This is a genomic window from Streptomyces sp. NPDC002884 (assembly GCF_040295245.1).
Lineage (GTDB): Bacteria > Actinomycetota > Actinomycetes > Streptomycetales > Streptomycetaceae > Streptomyces.
Map to the genome: position 1 here is coordinate 100,182 of NZ_JBEOVB010000006.1, position 20,161 is coordinate 120,342.

The following is a 20,161-nucleotide window of genomic DNA, read 5'->3' on the forward strand; positions in this document are numbered from 1 at the left end:
GAATATGAGCATCACCGTCAACGGTCTCGACGAGCTGAAGAAGCTGGCCGGAAGCGACCTGGGCACCAGCGAGTGGATCGAGGTCACCCAGGAGCGCATCGACACGTTCGCGGACGCGACCGGGGACCACCAGTGGATCCATGTGGATCCCGAGCGGGCGGCCGCCGGGCCCTTCGGAGCGCCGATCGCCCACGGGTACCTGACCCTCTCCCTGTTCATCCCGCTCTTCACCGAACTGCTGGACGTCCAGGGCGTCACGACCAAGGTCAACTACGGGCTGAACAAGGTGCGGTTCCCCTCGCCGGTCAGGGTCGGTTCGCGGATCCGGCTGACCGGGAAGCTGGCCGAGGTCGAGGAGGTGCCGGGCGGGGTGCAGATCACCGTCGACGGGGCGATCGAGATCGAGGGGGGCGCGAAGCCGGCCGCGGTGCTGCAGAGCCTGTCGCGCTTCTACGCGTAGGGCTGCGCGAACGTCGCGCCGTCAGGGCTCGACGTGGTGGGGAACTGCGGAACCGCTGTGGCCGGTCGCGCAGTTCCCCGCCCTCTTCGGGCGCCTCAGCTCACGACGTCGACGAAGATCGGGTTGGAGTAGAACCAGGTGTCCGCCCACGGGTCGCCGTTGCCCGGCTCGTGGGGGATCGGGCCGTGCGGGTCCACGGAAGCACCCAGGTAACCGGTTCCGTTCCGGTTGCCGTCGCTGCCGCGCAGACGGAGGTAGCAGGACTCGTCGCCCACCGCGACCGGGACCCGCAGGGTGTAGGTCCCCTTGCGGCCGCTCACGTCGGTCGTGCGGACGACCTTCGTGTCGGGAGCCCGCCAGGTGTCGCGGTCGGACACCGCGCCGCGCACCGCGCCCCGGATCACGTCCACGTGCGCCAACTGCGGCAGGATCCCCTGGGGGTTGGGGCGGGAGGCGCTGGTGACGGTGATCTCCAGGGTGAGCTTCTCCCCCTTGCGCACCCGCAGCCGGCCGCCGAGTGTGACGCCCCGCCCGCTGCCGTGCTCCCGCCGCAGCCGGACCTCCAGGCCGTCGAGCAGATGCCCGTGGTCCAGCCAGACCCTGCCCTCGCGCAGGCCCGTCATCACCGCGCGGTAGCCGTAGCGGGTCACGCCGACATGGGTGCGGCTGAACTGCCCCGGCCAGAAGTCGCTGCCGGGCTGCGGGGTGTCGGTGTTCACCGGATCGGGCAGCCTGCCGGTGTTGTCGAAGTTCTGCCCGGCGGGCCAGTCGCCGTTCTTCCAGGTGTCGAAGACGGTGCGGTGGTTGTCGGAGTTGGTGGTGACCGAGAACAGCCGGCCCTCGGCCAGCATCGAGTCCCACAGGCCGCCCACGGTCGCGGTGGCCCAGTCGAACCCGCCGTACGTGAGGTAGGCGTCCGCCGGATAGCCCGCCCAGGACTGGGCGGACGGCTTGTTCTCGTACTCGCCGCGGATGGACGTGGCACCGCGCCAGCCGGGGATCGCCGCGCCCTGGGCGCCGGGCGCGCCCTCCATGCCGATCACGATCTCGGGGGCCGCGTCGCGCCAGTTGCGCATCTCGTGCGGGGAGTCGATGCCCAGGCGCAGCGGGTGGTTGGCGAAGACGAGGACGTCGTCGACGTAACCGGTGCGGCGCTGCTCGGCCAGCCATCTGACCGCCTTGACGGCGTGCGCCTCGTTGCGGGCGGTGTCGGCCGCGCCGGCGGCGCCCTCGGTGTAGCCCAGCAGCTTGCCGTCGTAGGCGAGCTCGAACCGCGTGAGCAGGTCGGTCTCGTGCGGGCCGGGAGCGGCGAACACCGTGCAGTGCTCGGCGGCCGGGATGTACCACTCCAGGCCCTGGAAGATCAGCTGGCGCGGGTTCGCGGCGCGGGCCCCGAGGATCTCCTTGTGCTCCAGCGCGGCGCCGTAGGAGGCGTGCCCGAAGTTGGAGTGCTCGTTGAACACCATCCAGTCGAGGCCGTACCGGGCGGCGGCCCGGGCCTGCTGGGAGAAGGTGTACTTCGCGTCATGGCTGTAGACGGAGTGGACGTGGTGGTCGCCCACCAGGTAGGCGAGACGCGGGTCCTCGCCGCCGTGGCCCCGGCCGGTGGCGGCGGCGGCCGGGGTGGCCGCGCCGCCGAGGGCGAACGCGGCGCCGAAGAGGCCGGCGCGGCGCAGAAGTCCGCGCCTCGACACGCCCTGGGCGTCGAGAACGGCGGGCGGGACGGACGGATCGGCCCAGGCGGGCAGCTGCTGCTCGGTCACGGTGATCCTCGTGAAGAAGGTCAGTGGTTCATGAAGGAGGTGACGGGCAGCGCCCGCGAGACGATCCGGACGTCGCCGAGGCGGCCGTGCAGGATCTGGTCGATCTGTCCGCCGTACTCGTAGCCGCCGAGCAGCCACGGCAGCCCGACGGAGGTGACGCCCACGGACGCCGCCTTCGGATTGCGCACGGTCGGGCAGCCCTCGACGTACAGCGTGGTGTGCCGTCCGTCGTTGACGACCGCGAGATGCCACCAGGTCTCCAGCGGGGTCTCCTGACCCCAGTTGGTGGCGATGCCCTCCTGGTTCAGCGGACGCATGGCCCACTGCGGCTCCCGGTCGTTGGACAGGGACAGGGTGGCGAGCGGCTCGTCGGGGTCGTCGCCGCTCTTGCCCGCCGCGCCGCCCGTTCCGGTCCGGCCGACCAGTCCCGACCAGGCGTGGTGCGAAGGGTCCCAGTCGGCGGGGAGGCGGTAGAACGCCTCGATGGTGTAACCGTTCCTGAAGGTCGCCGAGTTGAGCGGAGCGCCGTCGACCGTGCGCAGGTAGGCGCCCTTCAGCGGGGACTTGAATCCCCGGAACTCCAGGCTGCCGTGGCCGGGTTGGTCGGGGTGGTGGTCGGACGACCAGGTCAGGGCGCCGTCGCCCACCGTCACGAGGGCGAGGTCGTTGCCGCGCCCGGACAGGTCGCGTACGGTGCCGCCGACCGCCGTACCGTCGTCGTGGCCGTCGAACCGCCAGTAGGCGACCGTGTCGCGCACCAGCACCTTCGACACGGGACGGGCGGGACGCGCGGGCACCGGATCGAAGCCCGCGAAGCGCTCGGTGAAGTCGATGTCGACCGTGAACCGGTCGGCGTCGCCGCTGAGTTCGATCTCCTGCCGCTCCAGCTCGTTGAGCCCCTTCGCGGCCCGGCCGAGGATCCACGGGGAGACCGTCTCCACGTCGATGACGTTCCGGTCGAGGTCGAAGCGGTAGAGGCGGATCATCGCCGCGCCGCCGAAGTACCGGTTCTGATAGTTCGTCAGATGCAGATGGACGTCGTGTCCGGCCGCGTTCCGGCGCGTCGCGCGGCCGGCCGGCCAGTAGTGCCCGTTGAGGGTGAGGAAGATCTGGTCGTGGTCCTCGATCAACCGGTCCCACAACTGCTGCCCGTACGCCGACAGGGAGTCGTCCTCGACGACCAGCTCGTGCGTGGTCAGGACGACCGGTGTCCTCGGGTGCCGGGCGAGGACACCGGCGGCCCAGGCGTACCCCTTGTCCGACAGCCGCCAGTCCAGCGCCAGCACCATCCACTCCCGGCCGCCCGCCCGGAACAGGTGGAAGGTGTTGTAGCCGTCGGGCGAGGCCCCGCCGAACGTGGGCTTCCCCTGGAAACGGCGCGGACCGAAGGCGTCCAGGTAGGGGGTCGTACCGCGCTGGTCGGTCGTCGACGACTTCACGTCGTGATTGCCGGCCAGCACGCTGTAGCCGACCCCGCGCCGGTCGAGCAGCCCGAACGCCTCGCTGATCGCGCCGACCTCGTCCTTCGCCCCGTTCTGGGTGAGGTCGCCGAGGTGGGACAGGAACACCAGGTTCTCGGCACCGCCGTCGTCGCCGCGCTCCAGCAGGTAGCGCAAGGACGCCTCGACCGGTGCCCTGTCGATGCTCGGGCCGTCGAAGAGGTACTGCGTGTCGGGCATGACGGCGAGCGTGAAGCGGCGGCTCTCCGGGTCCGGGTGCCACTCGGCGGAGGCCGCCTCCGCGGCGGCCGGCAGCGCGAGGCCGGCCGTGGCGGCCGCGCCGAGCAGCGCGGTGGCCCGGAGGAAACCGCGTCTTCCGGCACCGGCCTGCGCGGCCTCGCCCTGATCGTGGGCATGCGAAGTACACACGTGTGCTCCGTAGGTGATTCCGTTGCTGGGAAAGGGGGTTCAGAGGACGCGCAGGGTCCAGCTCCAGCGGTGGACGCCCGGTGCGACGAGGTAGGAGGGGAAGGTGTCGGGGCCGCACGACGCCGTGCCGAGGCCGCGGTGCGCCGCGTCGAGGTGCACCACGCAGCCGGGGCGCGGGACGAGTTCGTCGTGGTGGGTGACGGCCGTCAGATCCTCCGCGCGGTAGCGCGTGACGCTGACCTGGCGCGGCTCGTCCAGCGTGACGGCGAGGCCCGTGGCGTCCGGCGCGGAGAGCGTGAAGCGCCGCACGCCGTGCCGGCCGCCGCTCTCCTGCGGACGCAGGTACGGGGTGAACAACTCGTCCACCGGGGCGTGGTGATGGCCCACCGGCGCGCCTGCGCTCCGGTCGGGGTACGACTCCCAGGGGCCCTGCCCGAACCACTCCAGCAGGTCGAGTCCCGCCACCGTCTCGAAGACCGACCCGACGCGCGCCACATCGTCGAACTCCATGGGCAGCTCGGCCTGTTCGTCGATCCGGATGCCGCCCTCGACCGGTGTGAAGACCTGCCGGTGCCGGACGACGCCGGTGGTGCCGGCGTACTCGGCGAGCACGGTCACCCCGTCGCCCTCCTGGCGCACGGACACCAGCCTGCGCACGAGGGCGTCCAGGCCCCACGTCCGCCAGCGCAGCGCCGTCCCGCCCAGCTCGTCGTTGTCGGTGGGCGCCCGCCACAGCGACAGCGCGGGCGCGGCGGTCAGCAGGGGGTGGACGAGGAGTCCGTCGGCGTCGATCTCGACGCGGCCGGAACCCGCCGGGTCCTCGACGGGCGCCGGCGCCCGCAGCCGCACCTGCGGTGTGCAGACCCGAGTGCCCCGCGGAGCCCACGGCAGATCCTGCGCCGTCGTCACCCGCAGGGTCAGCCAGGCCTCGCCGCCGTCGTCCGGCAACGCGAACGGCAGCGGCACCACGGCCGTCCCGCCCGGCCGCAGCTCGGGCAGCTCGGCCGGCGCGGTGAGCGTCGAGCCGTCGGCGAGCGACAGCTCCCACTCGCCCGCGAGCCACTCCAGGCCCCGGAAGTGCTGGTGGTTGGAGACCGTCACCCCCTCCGGCCGGACGCCCTGCAGCCGTACCGGTGCGGAGAGTTCCCGGTGCTCGTACATCACCGGTTTCGGGGTGCGGTCGGGAAAGACGACACCGTCCGCGACGAACGCGCCGTCGTGGTCCTTCTCGCCGAAGTCGCCGCCGTACGCCCAGCGGTGTCCGGGCGCGGCGACAGCGTTGTCATAGAGTCCGGCGCCCCCACGCCCGACCGGTCTTCCGTCGTTCACACGCTGGAGGATGCCGTGGTCCCAGAACTCCCAGATGAACCCGCCCTGAAGACCCGGGGTGACCTCGATGGCGGCCCAGTGGTCGGCCAGCGTGCCGTTGCTGTTGCCCATCGCGTGGGAGTACTCGCACTGGATGAGCGGCTTGGTCTGCTGCCCGGACAGCGCGTGCGCCACGCAGTCCTCCAGGGGCGCGTACATCGGGCAGGCGATGTCGGAGGCGACCTCCGGGTCGGCCCAGCCGCGCTTGGCGGCCCCCTCGTACTGCAACGGCCGGGTCGGGTCGTGCCGGCGCACCCAGCCCGCGGCGGCGTCGTGGTTGGCGCCGTAGTCGGACTCGTTGCCCAGCGACCAGATGATGACCGACGGGTGGTTCTTGTCCCGCAGCACCATCCGCGAGACCCGGTCGACGAAGGCGTTCAGATAGCGCGGGTCGTCGGCGATCTCGTGGGCGTGGTCGTGGGACTCGATGTCCGCCTCGTCGACGACGTAGAACCCGAGTTCGTCGGCGAGGTCGTACAGCGTGGGGTCGTTCGGGTAGTGCGCGGTGCGGATCGCGTTGAAGCCGAAACGCTTCAGCAGCACCAGGTCCGCGCGCATGTCGTCGTACGACACCGTGCGTCCGGTCAGGGGGTGGAAGTCGTGCCGGTTCACCCCCCGGATGAAGACCCGCTCGCCGTTGACCAGAAGGTCCCGGCCGACGATCGCCACGTCGCGGAAGCCGACCCGGTGGCGGGAGGTGTCGGCGACGGTGCCGTCGGCGCGGTGCAGCCGGACCGTCAGGCCGTACAGCTCGGGCGTCTCGGCCGTCCAGGTGCGCACCTCGGGCACCCGCGCGCGCAGCCGTGCCTCGCCGAGGAAGGCGGAGACGCGCTCCTCCTCGGCGTTGGCCAGGTCGAACTCCGCGTCCTGGGCCAGTGGCAGCCCGTCCAGTTCGCCGCTGACGTACCAGCCCGCGGGCAGCGCTCCGCCCGAGTCCCGTACCTGGCAGTCGACCCGCAGCTCGCCGTCCCGCGCGGCCCGCACGGTCACGTCGGCCAGCCGCAGCGGGTCGGTGGCGTACAGCAGCACCGAGCGGGTGATCCCGGCATGCCACCAGTGGTCCTGGTCCTCGAGGTGCGAGGCGTCCGACCACTTGACGACCGTCAGCCGCACCACGGACCGGCCGCCCGGGCGTACGACGCCCGACAGATCGAACTCGGCCGCCAGATGAGAGTCCTTGGAGATGCCGACGGGCCGCCCGTCCACATGGACCAGCAGCACGCTCTCGGCCGCCCCGACCTGGAGGACGACGCGGCGCCCGGCCCACTCGGCGGGGATGTCGATCTCCCGCTCGTACACGCCCGTCGGATTGTCCGCGGGCGACAGCGGGGGGAATTCCGCGAACGGCATACGGACGTTCAGATACCGCGGAAGGTCGTCGGCGCCGTGGACGGTCTGCATGGTCCATACGCCGGGCACGTACGCCGTCGACCAGGGACCGCCGACCGGCGCGTCCGGAGCGGACAGCAACCGAAACCGCCAGTCGCCGTCCAGGGAGTTTGCTCCGGAGCGCCGGTCGACGGCGTTCATGGGCAGCCGTCCCCACGAGGTCACCTCGGGTGCCTCCCAGGGGCGCAGTGCCAGCAGCGGATCGCTCACTTGATCGCGCCCTTCGCGAGGTCGCCGATCATCTGACGGGCGCCGATCGCGAACACGATCAACAGGGGGACGAGGGCGAGCAGCGCGCCCGTCATGACCATTCCGTAGTCTGTCGTGCCGTGGGTGCCGTTGAGCTGGGACAGCGCGACCTGGAGCGTCACGTTGTCCGGATTGGTGAGGGCGATCAGGGGCCAGGCGTAGTCGTTCCACTGGCCCATGAAGGTGAAGATGCCGAGGAAGGCCAGGCCGGGCCGGACCACCGGGAGGGCCACGTGCCAGTACTGGCGCAGGAAGTTCGCGCCGTCGATGCGGGAGGCGTCGAGGAGCTCGTCGTGGATCGCGCCCTTCATGTACTGGCGCATCCAGAAGATGCCGAACGCGTTGGCGGCCGCCGGCACGATCAGTGCCGTCATCGAGCCGATCCAGCCGAGCTTCGCCATGATGACGAACTGGGGGATGGCCTGGAGCTGCGCCGGGACCATGAAGATGAACATGAGCAACACGAACAGCAACCGCTTGCCCGGAAACTCGAATTTGGCGAAGACGAAGGCGGCCAGCGAGTCGAAGAACAGGACCAGGAAGGTCACCGATCCCGCCACCAGCAGCGAGTTGAACATCGAGCCGAAGAAGTCGATGTTGTCGAAAAGGCTGCGCACGTTTTCCAGGAAGTGCGTGCCGGGCAGCAGCTTGGGCGGGTAGGAGAAGATCTCCGACGACGTGTGCGTCGACATGATCACGGCCCAGTAGAACGGGAAGGCCGAGAGCAGGACGCCGACGACGAGGGCGGCGTGCAGCCCGATGCCTCTGCGCCGGGATCCGTCGATCCGCTGGGTGCGCCGTGTTTCTTGGGTGGATGCCATGGTGTGCGGGCCTCCCTATTCTTCGCCCCGGCGCTGCACCAGGCGCCAGTTGATGATCGAGAAGAGGACGACGACGAGGAAGATGCCCCATGCCACGGCGGCGCCGTAGCCGAAGTCGTTGTTGTCGAAGGTCTGCTGGAAGAAGTAGAGGACCATCGTCCGGCCGGCGTGGCCCGGACCGCCCGAGAACGTCGAGTCGTTCGAGGTGTTCTGGAGCAGTACCTGCGGTTCGGAGAAGCTCTGCAGACCGGTGACCGTGGACACGACGAGCACGAACAGCAGCACCGGCCGCATCATCGGCAGCGTGATCCGGAAGAAGGTCTGCACCGGTCCCGCGCCGTCCATGCGCGCCGCCTCGTACAGCTCGCTCGGGACGGTCTGCAGCCCGGCGAGGAAGATGATCGCGTTGTAACCGGTCCACTGCCAGGTCATCAGCGTCGCGATGGCGATCTTGATGCCCCACGGTGTGTTCAGCCAGGCGATCTGGTCGAAACCGATTGCCTGGAGGAACGCGTTCACCAGGCCGAAGTTGGTGGAGAAGACCGAGCCGAAGATGATCGCGATCGCCACGACCGAGGTGACGTTCGGCAGGAAGTAGGCGACGCGGTAGAGGTTCTTGAAACGGACCGCCGAGTTGAGCATCACGGCCGTCACCATCGCCAGGAAGATCATGGGGAAGGTGGCCAGCGCCCAGATGACGATCGTGGTCCCGATCGAGCTCCAGAACTCGGAGTCGTTCAGCAGGTACTGGTACTGGGAAAGGCCGGCCCACTCCATCGAGCCGAGGCCGTCCCAGCGGTGGAAGGAGAGGTAGAGCGAGAAGCCGACCGGGATCAGACCGAAGCAGAGGAAGAGCAGATAGAAGGGGGAGATCGCGGCGTAGAGGTGCCAGTACTTCCTGAAGCCCGTCCGGGGCCGGGTGACGGGCACGTCCGCCACGACCGCCGGGGGCTTCTCCAGCGTGCGGAGGGTGGCCATCAGTAGCTCACCCCCAGGTGCTTCGCGATGCGCCGGCATTTGCTCATGGCGTCACTCCAGGCCTGCTCCGGGTCCTTGCCGAGGACGCCGACGTTCTTGATCTCGTCCTTGATGGGCTGCCCGAGCGCGATGTCGAACGGGCTGTTGTAGGCGACCACGATCTTCTGCGCGGCCGGACCGAAGATGTCCATCGTGACCTGCCCGCCGAAGAACTCGTCCGGCTGGCGCACCTGCTTCAGGTCGTACGAGGCGGGGGTGGAGGGGAAGAGCCCCGCGTCCACGAACCCCTGCGCCTGGTTGCCCGCGTCGAGCATCCAGCTGATGATCTGGAACGCGCGCTCGGGTTCCCGGCACGCCTTGGTGACCGACAGGAAGGAGCCGCCGTTGTTGGAGGGCCGCACGGGCATGTCGGCCACCCGCCACCGGCCCTTGGTCTTCGGTACGCCGTTCTTGATGTCGCTGGTGGCCCAGGAGGCGCCGAGCTGACTCGGCAGCTTGCCGTCCTCGACGGCCGACAGCTGGTCGGGGGTGCCGTTGACCAGGTTCGACACGATCTTGCGCTGTTTGGCCTCCACGGCTAGTGCCCAGGCGTTGCGCACATGCTCCTGGTCCCCGATGAAGTGGCGGTCCTTGTCGACGTAGCGCGCGCTGCCCTGCTGGACCACGTTCTCGAAGACGCTGTTGACGTCGGTGAGCAGGAAGGTCCCCGGTATCCGCTGCCGGAGCCGCTCGCCCGCCGCGAAGAACTTCTCCCAGGTGTCGAGCTCCTGCGACACGTCGGCCGGTTCGTAGGGCAGGCCTGCCTTGCGGAAGACGGCGTACTGGTAGAAGTGCGCCACCGGCCCGCAGTCGATCGGGAAGCCGACCATCGTGCCGTCGTCGGCGATGCCCTGCTCCCACTTCCAGGGCAGGTACCGCGACTTGTACGTGTCCGCGCCGAGTGTGCGCAGGTCCACGAACTGGTCGGCGTTGGGCAGATAGGACGCCATGTCCTCGCCCTTGAGGCCCGCGATGTCGGGGACATGGGCGCGGCCGGCCATCGTGGTGATCAGTTTCGACCGGTAGTAGCCGCCGATCTTGATGGCCTGGAGGTCGACCGAGCTGTCGTAGCGGGCCCTGGCGTTCTTGACGACCGTGTCGCCCAGGCCTCCGTCCCAGTACCACAGGACCATGTTCCGGCCGGTCGAACCGGTCGGAACGGCACAGCCGGACGCCAGGCCGCCGAGCGCCGTGGCGGCCGAACCGGCCAGGCCCGCACGGAGCAGGCCTCTACGTGAGAGCCGCACAGCTCCCACCGCCTTTCGGATCTGTTCGCGTCTTCGCAGACGGGGTGCAATTCGAGGGGCATGCGTGGGGTTGTCTTCTGGATGCGGGCGCGGTCAGGACCGCGGGGCGGGCGGGGTGACCGGCGCGTACCGCACGGGCGGCCCCACGTCCGCCGGGATGCGGTCGGCGAGGAAGCCGTACGCCTTTTTGAGCTCGGGGTCGCGCAGCGAGCGCCACCAGTGGTCGACGCCGTACCAGCCGGGGGCCGCCAGTGCCCCGCCGTGGTGCTGTACGGAGAGCCCGGCGGCGAGGACGGCGAACCGCAGCCGTTCCACCAGCGGCCAGCCGCCGAGCGAAGCGGCCACGAAGCTCGCGCCGAACACGTCGCCGGCGCCCGTCGCGTCCAGGACATCGATGTCAAGGGCGGGGACCTCGGCAAACTCCCCGGTCGCCTGATCGACCGCGATCGCGCCGTCGGCGCCCCGGGTGACCACGGCGACCGGCACCAGTTCCGCGAGCGTGCCGAGCGCGGCGAGCGCGCTGTCGGTGCGGGTGTACGCCATCGCCTCGGTCTCGTTGGGCAGGAAGGCGTGGCACAGGGCGAGCTGGTCGAGCAGGTCGGTGGACCACTGCCGGGTGGGGTCCCAGCCCACGTCGGCGTAGATCTGGGTGCCGTTCGCGGCCGCCTTGGCGAGCCAGGCGCGCGGTTCCGCCTCGAGGTGCACGAGGGCCGTGCGCGCCTCGGGCGGGTCGCCCATCAGCGTGTCCTGCGAGTACGGTGGCTCCTGGCCGTGGGTGACCAGGGCCCGGTCGTGCCCGTGCGCGAGGGCTACGGTGACCGGTGTGTGCCAGCCGTCCGCCACCCGCGACAGGGTGAGGTCGACGCCCTCCTGCCCCGCGAGGACCTCGTGACAGTGGGCGCCGTAGAAGTCGTCGCCGAAGACCGTGGCCAGCGAGGTCCGCAGGCCGAAGCGGGACGCGGCCACCGCGAGGTTGGCGATGCCGCCGGGGCCGCAGCCCATGCCGGCCGTCCAGATCTCCTCGCCCGGCGTCGGCGGCCCGCCGAGCCCCGTGAGGACGAGGTCGTAGAAGAGCAGCCCGGTGAGCAGTACCTCGGGCCGGTCGTCGTCCACCGCACATCCTCCTCGTCGGGGGAGCTCGTCCCGTGGGGGAGCTCGTCAGAACTCTTCAATTCGGTGACCGGAATCGTGCGCCCCTCGGCGAGATTGGTCAATACCTCAGCAGAAGTGAGCATGGATTTGATTGAAGATGACGAGTAGTGTTCACGCCGTGCTGGCAGAACGACGACATCAACTCATCCTGCGGGCCCTGCGCTCCGGTGGCCCCGCAGCCGTGACCGATCTCTCCGAACAGCTGGGTGTGAGCCCGGCCACGATCAGGCGTGACCTGGTGAAACTGGAGGAGGACGGCCTGCTCACCCGGGTGCACGGCGGCGCCGTCGCGGAGGAGGGCGACCAGCCCTTCGCCGAGGTCGCCGAGGTGCGGGTGGGCGAGAAGGACGCCATAGCCGCCCACGCGGCGGCGATGGTCGCCGACGGTCAGTCGGTCCTCCTCGACATCGGCACCACCGCCTACCGCCTGGCCCGGCAGCTGCACGGGCGCCGGCTGACGGTCATCACCAGCAACCTCGTGGTCTACGAGGAGCTCGCCGACGACGAGGGCATCGAGCTGGTCCTGCTCGGCGGCATGGTCCGCCGCGAGTACCGCTCCCTGGTCGGTTTCCTCACCGAGGACAACCTGCGCCAGCTGCATGCCGACTGGCTGTTCCTCGGTACCAGTGGAGTGCGCCCCGGCGGGCAGGTGATGGACACGACGGTCGTCGAGGTGCCGGTGAAACGGGCCATGATCAAGGCCGGTGACAAGGTCGTCCTGCTCGCCGACTCGGCGAAGTTCCCGGGTACGGGCATGGCGAAGGTCTGCGGTCCCGAGGACCTGGACGTGGTGGTGACGAACACGCCGGTCGATCCGGCGACCCGGTCCTCCTTCGAGGAGGCGGGCGTCGAGGTGGTCGTGGCAGGAAAGGTGCAAGCGTGAAACTGACGATTCTGGGCGGCGGCGGGTTCCGGGTGCCGCTCGTGTACGGGGCGCTCCTGACGGACCGCGCCGAGGGCCGGGTCACGGAAGTGGTTCTGCACGATCTGGACGACAGCCGGCTGTATGCGGTCGCCCGTGTACTGAACGAGCAGGCGGCCGTCGTCCCCGACGCGCCCCGGGTGACCGCCACCACCGACCTCGACGAGGCCCTGCGCGGCGCCGACTTCGTCTTCTCCGCGATCCGCGTCGGCGGCCTCGAAGGCCGCGCGAACGACGAGCGGGTGGCCCTGGCCGAGGGCGTCCTGGGTCAGGAGACGGTCGGCGCGGGAGGCATCGCCTACGGTCTGCGGACGGTTCCCGTCGCCGTCGACATCGCCCGGCGGGTGGCCCGCCTGGCCCCCGACGCCTGGGTCATCAACTTCACCAACCCGGCGGGCCTGGTCACCGAGGCCATGTCCCGCCACCTCGGCGACCGGGTGATCGGCATCTGCGACTCGCCGGTCGGGCTCGGCCGCCGGATCGCCCGCGTGCTCGGCGCGGAGCCGAAGGAGGCGTGGATCGACTACGTCGGTCTCAACCACCTCGGCTGGGTCCGCGGTCTGCGGGTCGCCGGCCGTGACGAGCTCCCGCGGCTGCTCGCCGACCCCGACCTGCTCGGCTCCTTCGAGGAGGGCAAGCTCTTCGGCGTCGACTGGCTCCAGTCGCTCGGCGCCATCCCCAACGAGTATCTGCACTACTACTACTTCAACCGGGAAGCCGTACGGGCCTACCAGCAGGTCGAGAAGACCCGCGGCGCCTTCCTGGCCGACCAGCAGGCCCGCTTCTACGAGGAGATGAAGCGCCCCGACGCCGCGGCCCTGACCGCCTGGGACCGCACCCGCGCCGAACGCGAGGCCACCTACATGGCCGAGAACCGGGAGACGGCCGGCGCCGGCGAGCGCGACGCGGACGACCTCTCCGGCGGTTACGAGAAGGTGGCCCTCGCCCTGATGCGGGCCATCGCCCGGGACGAGCGCACGACCCTGATCCTCAACGTACGCAACCAGGGCACCCTCTCGGTGCTGGACGCGGACGCCGTCATCGAGGTGCCCTGCCTCGTCGACGCCAACGGCGCGCACCCGGTGGCCGTGGCCCCGCTGCCCGACCATGCCACCGGGCTGGTCTGCGCGGTGAAGGGGGTCGAGCGCGAGGTGCTGGCCGCCGCCGAGTCCGGCTCCCGCACGACGGCCGTGAAGGCGTTCGCGCTGCATCCGCTGGTCGACTCGGTGAACGTGGCCCGCAAGCTGGTCGAGGGCTACACCGACGTCCATCCCGGGCTGGCGTACCTTAGGTGAGTCTCGGAGGGAAAGCGCTTTCCCCGCCTCCCTCCGAGCAGCTCGTCCCCCGGCCCTCCGGCCTCCCCGCCCCTCGTGGTCCCTCTCTGGAGATTCCCCATGCATGACGAACGCCGCCGCATCGAGGAGCGCGTCGAGCGCGTCCACAACCAGCGCGTCAAGCCCGCGATCTACGCGGCCCACGTCCCCTTCGAGGTCGAGGCCTGGCAGGCGCCGGGGGAGCCCGTCCCCTTCGCGGAGGCCGAGGCCGCCGCCTACGAGCCCTTCGCGATGGGCACCCCGTGGGGCCCGCCGTGGGGCACCACCTGGTTCCGGATGCGCGGGCAGGTGCCCGCCGAGTGGGCCGGCCGGCGCGTCGAGGCCGTCATCGACCTCGGGTTCGTGGGCGACTGGCCCGGCAACCAGGCCGAGGCCCTCGTCCACCTGACCGACGGAACGCCGCTGAAGGCGGTCAACCCGCTCAACCAGTACGTGCCGATCGGCAACCCGGCGACGGGCGGGGAGAGCATCGACTACCTGGTCGAGGCGGCCTCCAACCCGGACATCCTGGCGAACGACTTCGCGGGTCCGACCCTGCTGGGCGATGTACTGACAGCGGGCGACCGGCCACTGTACACATTCCGCCGTGCCGACATCGCCGTCCTCGACGAGCAGGTCTGGCACCTCGATCTCGACCTCCAGGTGCTGCGCGAGCTGATGGTCCACCTCGGCGAGCACGAGCCGCGCCGCCACGAGATCATGCACGCCCTGGACCGCGCCATGGACGCCCTCGACCTGGACGACGTCTCCGGCAGCGCCGCGGCCGTCCGCGAGGTCCTCGCGCCCGTGCTGGCCAGCCCCGCCCACGCCAGCGCCCACACCATCTCCGGCGTCGGTCACGCGCACATCGACTCCGCCTGGCTGTGGCCGATCCGCGAGACGAAGCGCAAGACCTCCCGCACCTTCTCCAACGTCACCTCGCTCGCCGAGGAGTACGACGACTTCATCTTCGCCTGCTCGCAGGCCCAGCAGTACGAGTGGGTGCGCGACAACTACCCCCAGGTGTGGGCGCGCATCCAGGAGTCGGTGAAGAAGGGGCAGTGGGCGCCGGTCGGCGGCATGTGGGTCGAATCCGACGGCAACCTGCCCGGCGGCGAGGCGATCGCCCGCCAACTGGTCCACGGCAAGCGGTTCTTCATCGAGCACTTCGGCATCGAGACCAAGGGCGTCTGGCTGCCGGACTCCTTCGGCTACAACGCCGCCTACCCGCAGCTCGCCAAGCTCGCCGGGAACGACTGGTTCCTCACCCAGAAGATCTCCTGGAACCAGACGAACAAGTTCCCCCACCACACCTTCTGGTGGGAGGGCATCGACGGCACCCGCATCTTCACCCACTTCCCGCCCGTCGACACCTACAACGCGCGGTTCAGCGGCGAGGAGATGGACCGCGCCGTGCGCAACTACTCGGAGAAGGGCGGCGGTACGCGTTCGCTCGCCCCCTTCGGCTGGGGCGACGGCGGTGGCGGTCCCACCCGCGAGATCATGGAACGGGCGCGCCGGCTGGCCGACCTGGAGGGCTCGCCGAAGGTCGTCGTCGAGCACCCCGACACCTTCTTCGCGAAGGCCCGCGAGGAGTACCCGGACGCCCCCGTCTGGGTCGGCGAGCTCTACCTGGAGCTGCACCGGGCCACGTACACCACCCAGGCCCGCACCAAGCAGGGCAACCGCCGCAGTGAACACAAGCTGCGCGAGGCGGAGTTGTGGGCGACGACGGCCGCACTGCACGCGCCGGGCTACGCCTACCCGTACGCGAAGCTCGACCGGCTCTGGAAGACGGTGCTGCTGCACCAGTTCCACGACATCCTGCCGGGCTCCTCGATCGCCTGGGTGCACCGCGAGGCGGAGGCCGAGTACGCGCGGGTCGCCGAGGAGCTGGAGGTGCTGACGGCCGAGGCGGTCGCCGCGCTGGGCGGCGGACGGCAGGACGGCTCGCTCCGGGTGTTCAACACCAGCCCGTACGGCCGTGCCGAGGTGGTGCGCACGCCCGAGGGCGCGCCGGCCTACGTCGAGGTGCCCGCGAACGGCAGCGCGCCGCTGACCGGCGCGGAGCCCCCGCGGCCGGTGACGGTCTCCGGGCGCGTCCTCGACAACGGGCTGGTGCGTGTAAAGGTCGCGGAGGACGGCACCCTGTCGTCCGTCCACGACCTGCGGGCCGACCGTGAAGTCCTCGCCGACCAGGGCAACCTGCTGCGTCTGCACACCGACCTCCCGAACTACTGGGACGCCTGGGACATCGACAAGCACTACCAGAACCGGTACACCGACCTGCTGGAGCCGGACGCGGTGACGGTCGTCGAGGAGGGTCCGCTCGTCGGCGCGATCCGGGTCACCCGCTCCTTCGGCAAGGGCTCGACGATCACCCAGACCATCACGCTCCGGGCCGGCAGCCCCCGTGTCGACTTCGAGACCGACATCGACTGGCACGAGGCGGAGAAGATCCTCAAGGCGGCCTTCCCGGTGGACATCCGGGCGCCGCACTCCTCCGCCGAGATCCAGTTCGGCCACATCCAGCGCCCCACCCACACCAACACCAGCTGGGAGGCGGCCCGGTTCGAGGTCTCCGGCCACCGCTGGGTGCACATCGGCGAGCCCGGCTACGGTGTCGCGGTCATCAACGACTCCACCTACGGCCACGACGTCTCCCGCACGGTCCGCGAGGACGGCGGCACGACCACCACCGTCCGCCTCAGCCTGGTCCGCGCCCCGCGGATCCCGGACCCCGAGGCCGACCAGGGCCGGCATCGCTTCAGCTACGCGCTGCTCCCCGGCGCGAGCATCGAGGACGCGGTCGCCGAGGGCTACTCCCTCAACCTCCCGCTGCGCGTGGCCGAAGCGGCGGACACCACCCCCGAGCCCGTCGTCTCGGTGGACGGCGAAGGGGTCACCGTCGAGGCGGTGAAGCTCGCCGACGACGAGTCCGGGGACGTCGTCGTCCGGCTCTACGAGTCACGCGGCGGTCGCTCCACCGGCACCCTGCGCACGGGCTTCCCGCTCGCGGGCGCCCAGGTGACCGACCTGCTCGAACGGCCGCTGGAGTCCGCGGCCGTCGGTGAGGACGGCACGGTCGCCGTGGTGCTGCGGCCGTTCCAGATCCTCACGCTCCGCCTGGAGCGCGCCGCCACCGGCCGCTAGCAGCGGCCCCCCGGGGCGGGCGCGACCCGGCGCGCGCCCGCCCCCCGCCCCCGAAGTGCTCTGCTCTGCTGAGGAGTTCAGCCGTGCCCATGCAACCCTGGTTCACCGACGCCAAGTTGGGGATCTTCGTCCACTGGGGCATCTACGCCGTCGACGGCGTCCAGGAGTCCTGGTCGTTCTACGACGACATCGTGCCCCACGACCGGTACATGTCCCAGCTGGACCGCTTCACCGGCGCGCACTACGATCCGCGGGCCTGGGCCGACCTGTTCGCCCGCGCCGGCGCCGGATACGCCGTCCTCACCAGTCGCCACCACGACGGCGTCGCGCTGTGGGACACGGCGTACGGCGATCTGAACCTGGGCCGCGACTTCCTCACCGGCTACGCCGACGCCCTGCGCGAGAAGGGCCTCAAGGTCGGTCTGTACTACTCGCACTCCGACTGGAACCACCCGGACTACGCCACCACCCGCAAGCCGGGACGCCCGCCGGAGATGGAGGACAACCGCTACTCCGAGTGCTCCGCCGAGGACGAGGACCTCCAGGCCTGGGAACGGTTCATCGCCTACCGGGACGGTCAGATCCGCGAGTTGGCCTCGCGCTACCGGCCCGACCTGATGTGGTTCGACGGCGAGTGGGACCGCAGCGAGGAGCAGTGGCGCATCAAGGAACTCGCCACGCTGATCCGCTCGTACTCCCCGGACGTGGTCTTCAACGCCCGCATGCTCAGCGAGGGCGACTACGCCACCCCCGAACAGGGCGCCCCCATCGAACCCCCTGCCGGACCCTGGGAGTTGTGCCTCACCATCAACGACTCGTGGGGCTATCGGCACCACGACCACCACCACAAGTCGCTCACCCGGCTGGTCCGCTACTTCACCGAGACCATCGGCGGCGGCGGCAACCTGCTGCTCGACGTCGGCCCGATGGAGGACGGCACCATCCCGCAGCCGCAGGTCGAGCGCCTCGAAGGCCTGGGGGAGTGGATCCGCAAACACGCGGAGGCCGTGTACGGGACGGTGCGGGGGCTCCCGGCCGGGCACCACTACGGGCCCAGCACCCTCTCCGCCGACCGCCGCACGCTCTACCTCACCCTGTTCGACCTCCCGCGTTCCGAGATCGGTGTCCGGGGTCTGGTCACGCCGGTCCGCAAGGTCACCGTGCTCGGCACCGGAACGGAACTCGGCCACCGGGTCGTCGGCGGACTGCACGAGGCGGTCGGCGTGCTGTGGATCGACCCGCCGGCCGGTTCCGACCTGGACCCGCACGCCACGGTCCTCGCCCTGGAACTGGACGGCGAACTGGAGCTGTACCGGGGGGCGGGACGCTTCTGAGGATCCGTCCGGGCCCGGCGGTGATCGCGTCATCAGGGGGCTCGGGGCCGGCCGTACGACCGGCGGGGCACAGCGACTCGGGCCGGTCGGCCGCTCCCCGTGACAGCGGCCGACCGACCCGATCCCCCGTACCGCCGGGAATCCCCCGTCGATTCCCGGACTTCCCCCGTTGATCCCTGTGCTTCCCCCTGGAGCCCCGTGCTTCCCCGGTTGCTCCCCTGTGGGGCCCTTCACTCTTAAGAGCGGGTCCCTCGGGTCCTGATACACCCTTAGCGGAAAAAGTCCCCCGGACCGTGGTCCGGGGGACTTTCTCCGCTCTCGTCCGAGGACGCTCAGCCGGTGAAGCCGGCCGTGATCGAGGTGAACTGCCAGGTGCTCTGGCTGATGCCGGAGCAGTTGCTCACGACGCCACCGCCCGGGCACGGCCGGTCGCGGTTGACGGCCCAGTAGGCGAGCCGGGCGATGTGGTGGCTGTTGGACCAGTCACGGATCTGGGTCCAGATCGCCGGAGTGGTGTTCTCCTGCTGGTCCGACAGGCCGTTCATACCGGAGATGCCGATGTGGGCGTAGGCGGTCGCGTCGTCCCAGCCGAAGGTGGACTTCAGCTTGTTCTTCAGCCCCTCCGTGGCGTTCACGGTGTTGCCGTACATGTCGGAACCGCCGCCGAAGTCGAACGGCATGATGGTGAAGACGTCGATGTCGGCGCCGAGCGACTTGGCCTGCTCGATGAGACGGTTGCCGTAGTAGGTCGGGCCGGTCGTGGAGGTCCCGAAGGTGACGATGGTCTTCAGGCCCGGGTTGTTGGCCTTGACCGTCTTCAGGGCGGTGAGGATCCGCGCCTGTACGGCCTCGTTCTCGAACTCGTCCGTGTTCTCGATGTCCATGTCGATCGCCTTGAGGGAGTAGGCGTCGATCACCTTCTGGAGCGCGGCCGCCAGCGCGCTCGCCGAGGAGCAGTTGGCGCCGAGCTTGCTGCCCTGCCAGCCGCCGAACGAGGGCACGATGTCACCGCCCGCAGAGCGCACCTGGTTGATGACGCTCTGGTCGACACCGCCGGTCAGCGGCCGGTTGCTGTCCCACATCGGGTTGCAGCCGCCGCCGTCCAGCATGAACGCCATCGTGAACCACTTGATGCCGGTCGAGCTCATCACCGTGGACACGCTCGGCGGGTCGCCCCAGCCCTCGAACAGATAGGGCGCGGCCTGCTTGAACCCGGTCCCGCCACCGCCGCCCGCGTTCGTCGTGACACTCACGGAGTTGGAGGCCCCGGACGTGTTCCCGGCCGCGTCGCGCGCCTTCACGGTGAAGGTGTACCCGGTGCTCGCGGACAGTCCGCTGACCGTGGCGGACGTGCCGGAGACGGTGAGCACGTTGGCGGACCCGCTGTACACGTCGTAGCCCGTGACGCCCACGTTGTCGGTGGCGGCGTTCCAGGACAGCGACACGCTGGAGGAGGTCTTGCCGGTCGAGGTCAGCCCGCCGGGCGCGGTCGGCGCCTGGGTGTCGGAGCCGCCCCCGCCGCCCGGCCCGTCCAGGCTGATGTCGTCGGCGTAGTAGGTGCCCTGGGCGTACCAGCCGTGGACGTAGATCGTCGCGCTGGTCTGGGAGGCCCCGGTGGTGAACGACACGGACAGCCGGCCGTACGCCGACGGCGACGAGGCCCAGGTGGAGGCACCGCCGTCGACGCCGAGGTAGACGTAGGAGCCGCGCACCCAGCCGGTCAGCGCGTACGTGGTGCTCGGCTGGACCGGGACGGTCTGGCTGCACTTGGCGATGTCACTCGAACTCACCGCCCCCGCGAGGGCCTTGGAGCCGCCGTGGGTGGGCGAGGAGACGACGGAGCCGAGGTTGCCGGTGCAGGACCAGGGCGAGAGGGCGCCCGACTCGAGACCGGGGTTGGTGAGGATGTTGGCCGCCTGAGCGGTGCCCGGCAGGGCCACGGCCCCGGCGAGGGCGAGACAGGCGGTGCCGAGCAGGGCGAGGAAGCGACGCCATGGGCGTCCGAGGGATGTGGTGCGCACGCGATCTCCCTGAAGGAATGGGGGTGTTCGGGAGTGCAGGGGAGTGCAAGAGGGTGCGCAACAAAGTTGGTATGGACCAATCCG

13 protein-coding genes are annotated in these 20,161 nt (G+C 70.4%); 5 read left to right on the plus strand and 8 right to left on the minus strand.

From position 1 onward, the window contains the following. The first annotated feature begins 4 nt into the window (after positions 1 to 4). The gene (locus ABT070_RS15135; protein ID WP_351759865.1) at positions 5 to 460 is read left to right on the plus strand and encodes a MaoC family dehydratase; all 456 of its coding nucleotides are present in this window, start codon (positions 5 to 7) and stop codon (positions 458 to 460) included. Positions 461 to 555: 95 nt separating this feature from the next. Here ABT070_RS15135 and ABT070_RS15140 read toward each other — a convergent pair whose 3' ends face one another. The 7 genes from ABT070_RS15140 to ABT070_RS15170 form a co-directional block, all read right to left on the minus strand. Beyond that, entirely contained in the window at positions 556 to 2,223 is a 1,668-nt protein-coding gene (locus ABT070_RS15140; RefSeq protein ID WP_351759867.1) for a PHP domain-containing protein, read from the minus strand. A 20-nt stretch (positions 2,224 to 2,243) separates the two neighbouring features. Continuing rightward, positions 2,244 to 4,091: a LamG-like jellyroll fold domain-containing protein gene (locus ABT070_RS15145; RefSeq protein WP_351759870.1), complete on the minus strand. Its 1,848-nt coding sequence runs from the start codon at positions 4,089 to 4,091 to the stop codon at positions 2,244 to 2,246. Between the two features lie 39 nt (positions 4,092 to 4,130). Further along, entirely contained in the window at positions 4,131 to 7,058 is a 2,928-nt protein-coding gene (locus ABT070_RS15150) for a glycoside hydrolase family 2 TIM barrel-domain containing protein (protein WP_351759872.1), read from the minus strand. Then, entirely contained in the window at positions 7,055 to 7,918 is an 864-nt protein-coding gene (locus tag ABT070_RS15155) for a carbohydrate ABC transporter permease (protein ID WP_351759875.1), read from the minus strand. Before ABT070_RS15155 ends, ABT070_RS15150 begins: the two co-directional genes overlap by 4 nt. A gap of 15 nt (positions 7,919 to 7,933) precedes the next feature. Next, positions 7,934 to 8,896 (minus strand): carbohydrate ABC transporter permease, encoded by a 963-nt coding sequence (locus tag ABT070_RS15160; protein ID WP_351759878.1) that lies wholly within the window; start codon positions 8,894 to 8,896, stop codon positions 7,934 to 7,936. After that, positions 8,896 to 10,182, minus strand: coding sequence for an ABC transporter substrate-binding protein (locus tag ABT070_RS15165; RefSeq protein WP_351759881.1), 1,287 nt, complete (start codon positions 10,180 to 10,182; stop codon positions 8,896 to 8,898). Before ABT070_RS15165 ends, ABT070_RS15160 begins: the two co-directional genes overlap by 1 nt. Before the next feature lie 93 nt (positions 10,183 to 10,275). Beyond that, positions 10,276 to 11,295: a carbohydrate kinase family protein gene (locus tag ABT070_RS15170; protein WP_351759883.1), complete on the minus strand. Its 1,020-nt coding sequence runs from the start codon at positions 11,293 to 11,295 to the stop codon at positions 10,276 to 10,278. Positions 11,296 to 11,452: 157 nt separating this feature from the next. On the opposite strand from ABT070_RS15170, the gene ABT070_RS15175 reads away from it, so the two are divergent. From ABT070_RS15175 to ABT070_RS15190, 4 genes are all read left to right on the plus strand, one after another. Continuing rightward, the gene (locus tag ABT070_RS15175; protein WP_020129352.1) at positions 11,453 to 12,217 is read left to right on the plus strand and encodes a DeoR/GlpR family DNA-binding transcription regulator; all 765 of its coding nucleotides are present in this window, start codon (positions 11,453 to 11,455) and stop codon (positions 12,215 to 12,217) included. Next, positions 12,214 to 13,551 (plus strand): 6-phospho-beta-glucosidase, encoded by a 1,338-nt coding sequence (locus tag ABT070_RS15180; protein WP_351759886.1) that lies wholly within the window; start codon positions 12,214 to 12,216, stop codon positions 13,549 to 13,551. Before ABT070_RS15175 ends, ABT070_RS15180 begins: the two co-directional genes overlap by 4 nt. 99 nt (positions 13,552 to 13,650) lie before the next feature. After that, positions 13,651 to 16,722 carry an alpha-mannosidase gene (locus ABT070_RS15185; RefSeq protein ID WP_351759889.1) on the plus strand — a complete coding sequence of 1,024 codons (3,072 nt, stop codon included), beginning with the start codon at positions 13,651 to 13,653 and terminating at the stop codon, positions 16,720 to 16,722. 83 nt (positions 16,723 to 16,805) lie between these two features. Next, positions 16,806 to 18,056 carry an alpha-L-fucosidase gene (locus ABT070_RS15190; RefSeq protein WP_351759892.1) on the plus strand — a complete coding sequence of 417 codons (1,251 nt, stop codon included), beginning with the start codon at positions 16,806 to 16,808 and terminating at the stop codon, positions 18,054 to 18,056. 332 nt (positions 18,057 to 18,388) lie between these two features. Here ABT070_RS15190 and ABT070_RS15195 read toward each other — a convergent pair whose 3' ends face one another. Then, the gene (locus ABT070_RS15195; protein ID WP_351759894.1) at positions 18,389 to 20,077 is read right to left on the minus strand and encodes a fibronectin type III domain-containing protein; all 1,689 of its coding nucleotides are present in this window, start codon (positions 20,075 to 20,077) and stop codon (positions 18,389 to 18,391) included. Positions 20,078 to 20,161: the final 84 nt, after the last annotated feature.